Raw genomic sequence first — 12,165 nt, forward strand, 5'->3', positions numbered from 1 at the left:
GGATAAGGTGAATCCCGATCGGAAGGAACGGCATGTTCGGCCGCTGGTGACGGTGAGAAACCTTAACGGGTATCGCAATGCCGATTATGTGGCACAAGTGCGGGAGCTGACGCGGCAATATCCCGGCATCCGGATAAGATCCATCGGGCAAAGCGTGCTTGGCGAACCGCTGGTTGCCCTGGTGTTGGGAGAGGGTCCGGAAGCGGTCCATATGAACGCCGCCGTTCATGCGAACGAGTGGATCACGGCCCCGCTGCTGCTCCGGTTTGTGGAGCGGTTGGCGGAAGCCTGGGAAGCCGGGGAGGAGTGCGGCCTGGATGCCGTCACCTTGTGGGCGGTCCCCATGGTCAACCCCGACGGCGCCGACCTGGCGCAGGATGGCATCCCGCCCGGCTTCGCCCGGGCGGAGGAGCTCGCCGCGTGGAACGGCGGCAGCCGCGATTTTCGCCGCTGGAAGGCCAATATCCGCGGCGTCGATTTGAACGACCAGTTCCCGGCCGGCTGGGAACTGGAGCGGGAGCGCCGGGGCGTGTGCGGCCCGGCGCCGCAGGATTACGGCGGTCCGCATCCGCTCAGCGAGCCGGAGGCGGCCGCCCTGGCCCGGCTGACCCGCGAAATGCGGTTCAGCCGGGTGCTCTCTTTGCATACGCAGGGCAAAGAGATTTATTGGAACTACCGCGAGCGGGAGCCGCGGGAGGCGGAAATGCTGGCCGCGCGCCTGGCGGCGTCCGGTGGCGGATACCGGGCCGTTAAGCTTGCGGGGAGCGACGCGGGGTACAAGGATTGGTTCATCGACGAATTCGGCCGGCCCGGCTTTACCGTAGAAGCGGGGGAGGGCGTGAACCCTCTGCCTTTGGAGGAATTCGAGGAGATCTACGAAGAACTGGCCCCGATCCTGGCCGAGTTTATCCGCGGATAACGCGGCTTTTTTTTGTCCAAACGGTTGAACGTATATAGAAAAAATGGGTATCTTATCGTATAACGGTATAGAGAGGGGGAGTTCCATGAAATGGTCTAAGCTTTGGTCGCTGCGCCGTTGGGCGCATGTATTCCGCCGGCTTCCCGGACTGCTGCGGTCTCCCCGCGTTCCATTGACGGACAAGCTGCTGCTGGCGGTCCCGGCGGTATTGTACTGGGTGCTGCCTGACGTGCTGCCTTTTATACCGGTCGATGATATCGCGGTGACGATGCTGCTGATGAATTGGTTCGTGGATCGGGCGGAGCGCAAGGACAAGCAGCCCGTGCGGGAAATTGAAAGATAAGGGGACCCTTGCGCGAATGGGGCGGATTCTTTACAATAGGAATGTTAAGGTTGTTATTCTAGCTACCCGATAGGAGAGGTTGATTCGATGAGCGCCAAAATTACCCGCAATGCGGCGAAAGTGATAAAGAAGGAACTGGAGAAGGAAGAGAACCAAGGGCTCGTGCTGAAGGTATTCATCACCCACGCCCACGGGGACCACGCTCATTACGGCCTGGATTTGGTCAAAAAGAACGAGAATGACCATGTCGTGTCTACCGATAAAGAGATCGACGTCATCGTTGACGTAAACGAGCCGCTCCTGGAAGGCGTTAAAATCGATTATCTGTATTTTCCGCAGGAGGGCTTCGTAATCACCAACCCTTCCAAAGGAAACCATGGGGATCATTAATCCGCATAAAGAAGGGAAGAGCATGGCTAACGATATTCGCATTTGTGACAAATGCAATCATATCCGCATGAAGACATTTGTGCCGAAGCTGCAAAAACTGGCGCCGGACGCCGAGATCAAAATCGGCTGCAAGTCCTACTGCGGCCCCTGCGGCAAGCGGGCCTTCGTCTATATCAACGGCCGCTATGTCAGCGCGCCGACGGAAGACGAGGTTTTGACCAAGGCGGCGCCGTTTGTTAAGAAACCGAAATAGGGGCGGGCTACTTAGCCCGAGGTCTTTTTCACTACTGGTACGGAACAAAATGAACCGCAGGAGCTTTTGTGCACCTGCGGTTTTTTGTCGTGTCGATGCAGAGGATACCCGGATGCCGTCTATTGACAAAAAAGGGAAACTGCAATAAAGTGTGAATGAATAAAATAATATTCATTCACATGTTTGGCCGCGGTCGACATCAAATGAAGTATCTAACCGGCAATGGAGCAAGAGACCGTATCGCCATACCAAGAAAGCGAAAATACGCCGGGATAAGTGAAATAAATCACAAATTTAACGATTCCTCGGCAAAACCAGCATCGGAGGTCAGGCAAGTGGAAGACAAGAAAACCCGAATTTATCAATGCGGAAAGGAGTTGTTTAGCGCCAAAGGATTCAAGGATACGAACGTGGCAGGCATTACTCAAAAAGCCGGAGTTAGCGTAGGCACTTTTTACAACTATTATCCTTCGAAAGAGAATCTGTTCATGGAGATTTTTTTGGAGGAAAACGCGCAGCTCAAAAGGGACCTGATGGCGTCCGTCGATCCGAATGAAGAGCCATTGCGGATAATTCAAGGGTTTCTGGCGCGGAATCAGGAGGGTATGAAGTCGCACCCGATCCTGAAGGAATGGTATAACCGCGACGTGTTCGGCCGAATCGAAAAGCTGTACCGCGAAGAAAACGGCCAGGAAGCTGTCGATTTCGTTTATGGCCAATCGGCCGAAATGGTGAAACGATGGCAGGCGGAAGGGAAGTTGCGGGACGATATCGACAGCGAGATGATTATGGCAATGTTTGCGGCCATCATCAACATCGATACGCACAAGGAAGAAATCGGGCTGGCGTATTTTCCGCAGCTCCAGGATTATATGACGGAGTTTGTCATGGATGGGCTGACCCGTCGTCCTCGATAACGCGAAGTTAGAAAGGAGGTCACCCGCGAATGGGCCGGTCAAAATCAACCGAGTCGATCGATTCCGAGTGTTTGGGGATGGGAACCAAGTTGTGGCACAAAGCTTACGGTAAAAGCGCGGAAAATGCGCTTCAGGCGGTCGAAGCGGAAGTCAAACGCTTGGAACGCCTGCTAAGCCGCTTCGCCCCCGATAGCGACATCGCCAAAATCAACAGGCTGGCGGGCAGAGGGAAGGTCGAACTCAGCCCCGAGGCATTTGAAGTGCTGGCTCTGGCCGGCCGCTTTTCGGGCCTCTGCCGTGGAGCGTTTGATATTACCATCGGCCCGCTGGTGGAGCTTTGGGATTATAAAAACGCCACAGCCGCTCCAGATCACGAAAGGATCAGGGAGGCGCTATCCCTGGTGAATTATGCGGATCTGCGCCTGGAGTCCATGACCCAAACTGCCGGACTTAGGGTTAGGGGCCAGTCGATAGATCTGGGGGCGATCGGCAAAGGGTACGCCAGCGACAAGCTGATTGAGGTGTTCCGCCGTTTCGGTGTCGCCTCCGCGTTCAGCAATCTCGGCGGTAACGTCGCCGTCTTGGGCGCCAAACCGGACGGTGCTCCATGGCGTGTCGGCATCCGCCATCCGAGAAGGGAAAACCGCTTGATCGGCGCGGTCGACGTCGTCGACAGGGCGGTCGTAACGTCGGGGGACGATCAGCGCTATTTTATCGACGCCATGGGGATCCGGCGGCATCATCTTCTGGATCCGGCGACAGGATATCCCGCGGATGCCGGCCTGATCAGCGTAACGATCGTCGCGGACAGCGCTGCTGCGGCCGATGCGTTGTCGACGGCGGTGTTTGTGGCCGGAATGGAGCGGGGCCTGTCGTTCCTCCGCGGCTTCCCCGGAGCCGAGGCCGTTTTCGTCGACCGGCGCGGGCAGGTTTACGTGACGCCGGGATTAAAGAATCATTTTCAGGCACAAGAGGGGTTGGCCGCCGTCATTGCCTAAATCCAAGGGAGGACAAAGCGGATGAACCAAAAGAGGGGTTCAAAGCGAGCGAAAGGAAGGATAGGGATGTGGATTATTGCAGTGGTGCTTACGCTGGCGGCAGTTGTCGGTGGCGGGCTCTTGTTCACCGAGGGGGAACGGAGGGAAGGCAGGCAGCTCCCGATTGCCGACTTGGACTTTAAGAACCTGAAGGACGGAACGTATATCGGAAGTTATGCCGGCGGGAAGTACAAATTACGGGCCAATCAGGTTCAGGTTACCGTTTCCTCGGGAAAGGTAACGGATATTAAGCTGTTGATGCATAAAGAGAATCAAACGCCGGAGTTTACCGGCAATTTGTACGGCAGGGTCCTCGCTTCGCAGTCGCTTAAAGTGGACACCATCAGCGGCGCGACGATCACCTCCAAAGCTTACCTCAAATCAGTGGAGGACGCGCTCGGCCAAGCGCAAAAATAGAAGTCAATAAGGTTCCCGAAGCGGGACGGAGAGGTGGATCCGATGATTTTTTATTTTACCGGAACGGGCAACTCGCTGTACGCGGCAAAAACGATCGCGAGCCGGCAAGAGGAGGAACTGATCTCCATCACGGCCGCGGTCGGAAGCGGCAAGGACGTCTATGAATACGAACTTCGGGACAACGAGGTCGTAGGTTTTGTGCATCCGGTGCATGCGTGGGGGCCGCCGCCGATCGTACTGGATTTTATCCAAAAGCTGAAACTTCGAAATTACCGTGGGAATTACGTATTTTCGGTCGTCACCTGTGGGGGAAGCGCGGGAAATACGATGAAGCTGACGGCCCGCTCATTGAAAGAACATGGTCTGCCTTTAAACAGCGGGTTTTCCGTGATCATGCCGAACAACTATATCATGATGGGGGATGTGGATAGCGAGGCGGTTCGGCAAGAAAAACTTGCGGCGGCCAACGAAACCTTGCGGTACATCAACGAAGCGGTAGCCCGGAAAGCGGAGGAGTTTCGGGTCAATCGAGGCCGGCTGCCTTGGTTGGTCACCGGGGTGATCCATCCTATGTTTTCCAAGAATGCCATGAAGACAGAAAAATTTCACGCCACAGATCAGTGCACCGGCTGCGGAATCTGCGCCAAGGTATGCAATTGCGGCAATATTCTGGTAGACGATAGGCCTGATTGGGGGGCGCGCTGCACGCAATGTTTGGCATGCATCCATTATTGCCCCGCTCAAGCCGCACAGTATGGGAAAGTGACCGAGAAAAAAGGGAGATACGTCAATCCTTACGTGAGTATCGCTGAAATCAGCAAAGGCAAGACGCTTTCGTAATCATGAAAAAACTGCATGGTTGACGCTGACGAAACCGCCGCATTCTTTGTAGCGAACCAAAGGCCGAACAGGGTTCAAGTCGAACCCGGCCGGCCTTTTGGCATACTACAGCTGTTTTTCCTGAACCATCGCATTCCTCAACTGAGGAATCAAATCTTCCGTGATCAGCCTGTCCGAGATTTGCAGCTGTTTTTTGGCGCGATCGTACGGAACCCGGCACGGCTCGATATCGGTTTTGGTACCGGTAGCGAGATCATAGCAGGCGCCGTTCTCGAACAGATTGTCCGGGGAAGGAATATAATACAGCTTCCCGTCGGTAAAGGCACCGGACCGGAGAACGACAAATGGAGGGCTCGAGGCGAACAGGTTGTTGCCCATCATGTAGTAGCCGTCCGACGGAATGCCCAGCACATGCAGGAGCGATGGAGCCATATCAAGCTGACCCGAAGGGCGGTCGTCCACGCCGGTCGTTTTGCCGCCAGGCAGGTGAACGAGCAGGGGCACCTGATTCATGATTTGATGCATATCGAGCTCGGTCAGCGGCTTACCCAAAAACTTCTCGTAGTCCTCTTTTTCCGTAATCGAATTATCATGATCGCCGTACACGTAAAGGATCGTATTGTCCCAAAGTCCCTTCTCCTTCATTCCCTCCATCAGTTCGCCCAAGGCGGCATCGGCGTAATGAACCGATTCCAGATAATTGCCGAACATCGAATCCTTGAACTCCCCGGTATCCAGTTCTTTGACCGCGGCGGGAAGGGAGTAGGGATGATGGCTGGAAAGCGTGATTAAAAAAGAGTAAAACGGCTGCTTTTCTTTGCTCATCAGGTCCAGCGATTGGCGGAAAAACGATTTGTCCCCCAGCGACCAGCCTAGCGGCTCGTCCAGGGTGAAGTCTTTTTTGCTGTAAAAATGGTCGTATTCCATCGCTTTGTACATGTTGTTGCGGTTCCAGAAGCCCCCCTCATAGGCGTGGAAAACGGCGGTTTCGTACCCGCGGCTTCCCAGAATTTGCGGCAGGACGTCATAGCTGTGATCCGGGTAACGAACAAAGACGGACCCTGTGGGAAGCGGGTGCAGGGAGCTCTGGGAGGAAAAATCGGCGTCCGAAGTCCGTCCCTGCCCTGTCTGATGATAATAGTTGCTGTAATAGAGGCTTTCCTTCATCAGCTTATTGAAATTCGGCGTAATCTCCTGGCCGCCGATTTCTCGGCCAATCATAAAGTTCATGAAGGCTTCCACCTGGACTACGAGAACGTTGCTTCCCCGGTAGGCGCCGAAGCTGGCGTTGGCTTCGTTGCGGGCATCGGCTTTTTGAGCGAACCAATTCTCAAGTTCCTGTTTCTCTTGCTCCGTCATCTTCGTTTCACCGCCGATGTGTTCCTTCGCGTACCGGTAGACATCATAGCCGTGAAATCCGAGCAGCCCGGTCACGTTGTAGAGGGAAATATTCCACCATCCGCCTTCAAAGAGACCGGCGGCCCAAGTTTTCGTATAGTGACGGATCGGGGCCATCGTGAGGACGAAGCCCAGGGCAAAGACCGCAAGACCCGCGATTAAGCGGGATAACGCCCGCGTGCCGCGGTTGGCGCGGTTATCGTGGCCGGCTGCGGAGTGCCGGGAGTGCAAGGAGTGCAAGGAGTGCAAGGAGTGCCGTGCTTCCTTAACACTTCGGGTGGCGGCATGCCCGTGCGCTCCTTTGCGGCGCCGGTACCCCCGCTCAACTAGCACGGAGACCAGCCACACCATCCAGTCGGCGAAGAGCCATAGATCGGTAGGGCGGAGGAGGGAGCGGATGCTTTCCCCCAGCTCGCCCACCTGGCCGGCCTGGAACAGGACAGGCACGGTAATGAAATCCGCAAAATACCGGTAGTAGACCAGATCCGCGAAGATCACCACAGTCAGCAGCACGTTTAAAATGCCGAGAGCAATCGTCCGTCCCCGCCCTGGGAGCCACAGCGTCCAGAAGGAAGCCAACATAATCGAACCGGCGGCGATAAGATGATCAAGCGCATTCATATCGATATACAGCGCGTGAAGGTTGTCGTGCAGGATTCTTAATTTAAGTAGAATGACGAGAATGAACAGGATATATCCCAAATGGCGAAAAAGCTTGAATGCTCGGGGCATGGTTCGGGACCCCCCCTTTCCAAAAATGCAGAAACCCTCCGCCCGGGCTTAGTGCCGCGGGGGAAGGGGTCCGAGATATTGCAGGTATTGGCATTCGATCCGGCCGTTGAACAGCTTCCGTCGTTTGTCCGCTTTGCGCTGAAAATCATGCTCGAACTGCTTGGTCGGCGTCAGCGCGAAAAAAGACCAGGTCGGCAGTTCGGCATAAACGCGGCCGAGCTGGCCGATCAACCGGCGCACTTCCTTCTCCTCCCCGATCCGTTCGCCGTACGGGGGATTGGTGATCATGACGCCGTAATCGCCCTCCGGCCGGATTTTCACGGCCGGAAGAGGGCTGAAGGCGATCTCTTTGGCCAGCCCGGCGCTTTTGGCCGCGGCCTCGGCGATCTCAATCGCCTTCGGATCAATGTCGCTGCCGGCGATATTCAGCGGAATATCGTCTTTGACGGCATCGATCGCTTCCTCGCGGGCCTCTTGCCACAGCGACTCCGGCAGGCCCGGCCAGGCCTCGGAGTTAAAGGTGCGCCGCAGGCCCGGCGCGATATTCCAGCCGATCATCGCGGCCTCGATCGGCAGCGTTCCCGAGCCGCAGCACGGGTCGTAAAACGGCCGCGACGGATTTTGATGCCAGCGGCTGAGCAGGATCATCGCCGCGGCGAGCGTTTCCTTCAGCGGGGCTTCCGTGGCCACCTTGCGGTAGCCGCGTTTGTGCAGCGCCGGGCCGGTCGTATCCAGCGTCAGCAGCGCTTTATCGTTCAGCAGGTTGATTTCGATGACGTAGCGCGGTCCGTTTTCCTCGAACCAGTCGTTGCGGTACGTTTCTTTCAGCTTCTCGACCACGGCCTTTTTGACAATCCCCTGACAGGCGGGCACGCTGCTGAGCTGGGACTTGTGCGAGCGGCCTTCGACGGGGAATTCGCCGTGAATCGGAATCCAGTCCTGCCAAGGGAGCGCCTTTGTGCCTTCAAATAATTCGTCGAACGTAAGCGCCGTGAACTCGCCCATTTTGATCAGAACCCGATCGGATGTGCGCAGCCATAAATTGCATCGGCAAATATCGTACAAATCCCCTTTAAAAGTAACTCTGCCGTTCTCCACGACCGTATCCTGGTACCCCAAATCCTTAAGCTCGCGCGCTACGACGGCTTCCAATCCCATCGGCGCGGTGGCGATCAATTCCAGTTGTCCTTGTCCTGACATTCCGTTTATCAACTCCATGTTCATAGGTTTCGCAACTCGATAGGCAAGCGTGTCAGATGGTTTCTGGCTTCTGGCTTCTCCATCTACACAAGCTTAACCGCTTATTAACGGGAAAACCTCCCGGTAATTTTCCGCTTATGACCCTTGGAGCGGATTTTGCTGGAAAATCTCCATCTATTTCACGTCCAAATCACCGCTCCGGACAAATTCAGACGATTTAGCTGGAGATTTTCCCGCTAATTTGTCTCCGCAGCCGCATAGGTCCCGAAATACCGGGAACAATTCCCGTTATTTTGCACTAGCGTTGCTTTAAGCAATTTGAATAAGGGCCTATAACGCGCTAATTTGTCGAATTCGGCTCATCGGTATGGGATAACGGCTTTTTAGAGCCTTACTTTTGGGAAATAGCGGGCCAAACCTCGATTTCAGGGTTCGCACCAGGGCAATAAGACCTTTGTTGACCGCTATTATTGCCGCGGAACCGAATCGGGCCGAAATAGCGCCTCAAAAGGCCGCTAATTCGGCGGGCGGCTAGGGAAGTTAAGAAGTGCCGGATCCAACTCGCCACGCCGCTTCTTAAGTCGGCGAAGGCGAATAAGTCTTGTAATGGTCAGCACCATGTCTGATTTCATGCAACGCTAGCAGTTACTTTGAGAAAGTTGCTGGCGTTGCCTGTTTCTCTTGTGGTTCCCGTGTAAAAACCATACAATTCAGTATAGGACAATGTTCATGAAGATACAAACCGAAAATTGGTGAACGGACAAGGTAAAAGGAGCGTGCGGAATGTTAACCCCTGAACGATACAGTGAGGATTTATACCACGAGGACGAGGTCCTTAGAACGGTAACCGAGTCGATTCAAGCGAGCGGGATGAATGACGTTTCGATCGCGCCGGGGTACGGCAGGCTGTTAACCCTGCTTGCGACCGTCGCGGGGGCCCATTCCATCCTGGAGATCGGAGCGCTCGGAGGCTACAGCGGCATTTGTCTGGCGCGCGGTTTGGCCAAGGGAGGGCGGCTTTTGTCGCTGGAGCTGAAAGAGGAGAACGCCGCCTTGGCCAAGCGGAATTTGGCGGCCGCCGGTTTTGGCGAACTGGCCTCCTATATGGTGGGGCCGGCGCTGGACAGCCTGGAACGACTGGAGGAGCGGGGGGAGCGGTTTGATTTTTTCCTGATCGATGCGGATAAGGAAAACTACCCCGCCTACCTGGAGTATGCCATCCGCCTGGCCAAGCCGGGGGCAATCATCGCCGGCGACAACACCCTGCTGCGCGGCCGCACGTTGAACCCGGACAAGAATGGCCCATCGGTTCAGGCCATGCGCCGGTTCAACGAGATGATCGCCAGCGACGAGCGGTTGATCAGCACGATGCTGCCGGCCTTCGACGGCCTGGCCCTGGCGGTCGTGAAGCAGCCGTAGCCGGGGGAGCAGGGCTTTGTGCCTTTGCCTCATAGCGGCCGCAACGCCGTGCCGGTCCGAGCCGGACACCTGGGGGCCGTTATCGCCCCGTCCTTCGGTGCGGTTTCAAGATAACGGCCTATTATCCTAATAGGGCGTTACTTACACGGATTGAAGTTTTTTTCCGAGGCTGCCTCCATCTAAGCTTTTTTGTCGCAAAAGGCCTTTATCCACCTGCACGGCTTTCGAAGGGAAGATGGCCCATATTTGTTCATGATCCAATTGCTTAATGCAACGCTAGTGGCTTTTTTGCTCAAGTAAGACCAAAAAAAGTCCGCTATTATGCTGACAGAGCCGCCGATCGGGCAAATAACGCCCATAAAAGCACTGAAGTTGCATCAAACCTGACATGGAGCTGCCTATTTTGTAACTTGTCGCCTCGGTGTGGCGAGTTGGATCCGGCGTGCCCCATTTCCCTAACCGCCGTCGCATGAGCAGCCTTGCAAGAAAGACGAAAATTAACGCTAACGGTTGCCACAGCCGTTATTTGTCCTGAAAACGCCGATTTCCCATAGCTAACGGCCGCCACGGCGCTTATTTTCGCATAAACAGGCTGTTAAGGCAGTAATCTTGCAAAAAAAATGACATAAAAAGTAAGAAGAATAATTTACAAAAAAAGGAGACCCCAGTTATCGTAGAATTGTACAGACACATACGAAAGGAGGTCTCCTTGAATAAAAAGATACCTAACCCATCCGTGATTCGTCAAGCCTTAGGTTGGTTGGATGTCCATGTGCGTTTACTCTGTGGCGATCATTACGCCAAGAAGCTTTGCTTTGGCAACACGATTCTTCTCTTTCTGGAGGCCATTTTGCAAAAACGGAGTTCACTAGATAACGTCGCAGAGCATTTACGAAGTGCTCCGTGGCTGCAAAAATGGGTAGGCTTGGAGTCGATCCATGCTTCCTCCTTAAATCGAAAACTAGCGCAAATTCCAACCGACAGTGTTCGTAACTTGTTCCTCCAGCGTCTCAAAAACCTGTGGCATCACCAGGGACCTACACTACCGAAAAAGCTCAAGGGACTTGGGCGACTGGCCGCGGTAGACTCCTCGTCAATCACTCTGAGCCTACCGCGAGGGAAGTGGGCATTACGCCAAGCGGGAGAGAGTGCGGTAAAAATGCATACCTGCCTGCATCTCACCGGCGAGATAAGCGCCTGGCTAAAAGGCATCGTACTCTCCACGGCGATGGTGGCCGACCTAGACTCGGAAGTGTTGGAACACCTTGTTTGGGAGCCAGGAACCACCTATTTGTTTGACCGAGGTTATATCTGTTACGGACAATTCCTCCATTGGGATCGAAATCAGATTTACTTTGTGGTCCGACTTAAGAGCAACAGCAGAGTACGGGTGCTTCAGTCCAAGGTCGCGGGGAGTTTCATCAAGCGGGATGCCGAAGTAGAAATCAAGGACCCGGATAGCCAACAAACCGGCGTGTTCCGACTGGTCGAGTTTGAGTTTATCGACAATAAGCACAAGGTTCATCAAGTGCGAGTTCTAACGAACCGCTGGGATGTAAAAGCGGAAGATGTGGCCCGAATGTATCACTACCGCTGGAAAGTGGAACTATTTTTTAAATTCATGAAGTCAAATTTGCATCTGAAAAAAATATACAACAACAAGCCACAGGCGGTATGGAACCTGATTTATTTAAACCTACTGGCGTACGTAGTGTGTGAAGAAATCCGGTATCTCTACGCTCCGGATCTGCCCATTGGCCAAGTGACGAGGAAGATGCGTGCGTATTTAACGAATGCGTGGACCGATTTCTTGGACCGTTTACATCCAGTGACGCAGCGGACGAGTAAGGGCCGAAGGAAAAAGGGCGGTCGTCCAAGAATTCATCCAGAACGTTTGGAGAAACTACGGATGATCTATTACTAAAAAAATGTAGAACCAAAACAGAAGAAAAACCATACTCTGGAAAAAAATGTGTCTGTACGTTTGAAGTGAGGTGGGGCTTTTTTTTGCCTTTTTGGGAGAGGCGAAACATCACTGGCAAACAAGTTGAACTAGAGCATAGGATGGGAAAAGGCAAGAGGGTGAAATGATTCTGGAGAAGCGTAGCGTTCGCCTTTGTGACCGGACTTCTACCTTATCTGAATTTAATTCATCAAGAAATCCGGGAGCAACAGCGATCGGAAGAACATTTCACCCGGCTGCCTCTATCCCTCCATCATTAGTTCAACTCATTACGACTAACTGATGTTAAGGTTTTTGCAAGATTAATGCTGTTAAGGCGAGAATCCAGGGGAATAAC

Annotated in this window: 12 protein-coding genes; 10 read left to right on the forward strand and 2 right to left on the reverse strand. The window is 54.2% G+C overall.

Annotation, left to right across the window (positions count from 1 at the left end; all coding sequences use genetic code 11):
* Positions 1-7: 7 nt before the first annotated feature.
* From V4U88_RS25075 to V4U88_RS25110, 8 genes are all read left to right on the forward strand, one after another.
* Positions 8-919, forward strand: coding sequence for a M14 family metallopeptidase (locus V4U88_RS25075; protein ID WP_334075930.1), 912 nt, complete (start codon positions 8-10; stop codon positions 917-919).
* Between the two features lie 85 nt (positions 920-1,004).
* Positions 1,005-1,262 (forward strand): hypothetical protein, encoded by a 258-nt coding sequence (locus tag V4U88_RS25080; protein WP_334075931.1) that lies wholly within the window; start codon positions 1,005-1,007, stop codon positions 1,260-1,262.
* Positions 1,263-1,349: 87 nt separating this feature from the next.
* Positions 1,350-1,652: a HesB/IscA family protein gene (locus V4U88_RS25085; RefSeq protein WP_334075932.1), complete on the forward strand. Its 303-nt coding sequence runs from the start codon at positions 1,350-1,352 to the stop codon at positions 1,650-1,652.
* Positions 1,653-1,674: 22 nt separating this feature from the next.
* A complete protein-coding gene (locus V4U88_RS25090; protein ID WP_334075933.1) occupies positions 1,675-1,905 on the forward strand; it encodes a DUF1450 domain-containing protein in 231 nt (76 codons plus the stop codon).
* 335 nt (positions 1,906-2,240) lie between these two features.
* Positions 2,241-2,822 carry a TetR/AcrR family transcriptional regulator gene (locus tag V4U88_RS25095; RefSeq protein WP_334075934.1) on the forward strand — a complete coding sequence of 194 codons (582 nt, stop codon included), beginning with the start codon at positions 2,241-2,243 and terminating at the stop codon, positions 2,820-2,822.
* 29 nt (positions 2,823-2,851) lie between these two features.
* Positions 2,852-3,820, forward strand: coding sequence for an FAD:protein FMN transferase (locus V4U88_RS25100; RefSeq protein WP_334075935.1), 969 nt, complete (start codon positions 2,852-2,854; stop codon positions 3,818-3,820).
* Between the two features lie 66 nt (positions 3,821-3,886).
* Positions 3,887-4,276, forward strand: coding sequence for an FMN-binding protein (locus V4U88_RS25105; protein ID WP_334075936.1), 390 nt, complete (start codon positions 3,887-3,889; stop codon positions 4,274-4,276).
* 42 nt (positions 4,277-4,318) lie between these two features.
* Complete coding sequence (locus V4U88_RS25110; protein WP_334075937.1) at positions 4,319-5,116, forward strand: EFR1 family ferrodoxin; 798 nt, start codon at positions 4,319-4,321, stop codon at positions 5,114-5,116.
* A gap of 105 nt (positions 5,117-5,221) precedes the next feature.
* Here the strand turns inward: V4U88_RS25110 and V4U88_RS25115 are convergent, their stop codons facing one another.
* Positions 5,222-7,246 carry an LTA synthase family protein gene (locus tag V4U88_RS25115; protein ID WP_334075938.1) on the reverse strand — a complete coding sequence of 675 codons (2,025 nt, stop codon included), beginning with the start codon at positions 7,244-7,246 and terminating at the stop codon, positions 5,222-5,224.
* A gap of 48 nt (positions 7,247-7,294) precedes the next feature.
* Positions 7,295-8,446 (reverse strand): THUMP domain-containing class I SAM-dependent RNA methyltransferase, encoded by a 1,152-nt coding sequence (locus V4U88_RS25120; protein WP_334075939.1) that lies wholly within the window; start codon positions 8,444-8,446, stop codon positions 7,295-7,297.
* A gap of 783 nt (positions 8,447-9,229) precedes the next feature.
* Between V4U88_RS25120 and V4U88_RS25125 the strand changes: the two genes are divergently transcribed.
* Together V4U88_RS25125 and V4U88_RS25130 are read left to right on the forward strand one after the other, a co-directional pair.
* Entirely contained in the window at positions 9,230-9,865 is a 636-nt protein-coding gene (locus V4U88_RS25125; RefSeq protein WP_334075940.1) for an O-methyltransferase, read from the forward strand.
* A gap of 709 nt (positions 9,866-10,574) precedes the next feature.
* On the forward strand, positions 10,575-11,789 hold the full coding sequence (locus tag V4U88_RS25130; protein WP_334075597.1) for an IS4 family transposase: 1,215 nt from the start codon (positions 10,575-10,577) through the stop codon (positions 11,787-11,789).
* The last annotated feature ends 376 nt before the right edge of the window (positions 11,790-12,165 follow it).

This window comes from Paenibacillus sp. A14 (genome assembly GCF_036864815.1).
GTDB classification, from domain to species: domain Bacteria; phylum Bacillota; class Bacilli; order Paenibacillales; family Paenibacillaceae; genus Fontibacillus; species Fontibacillus sanfengchensis.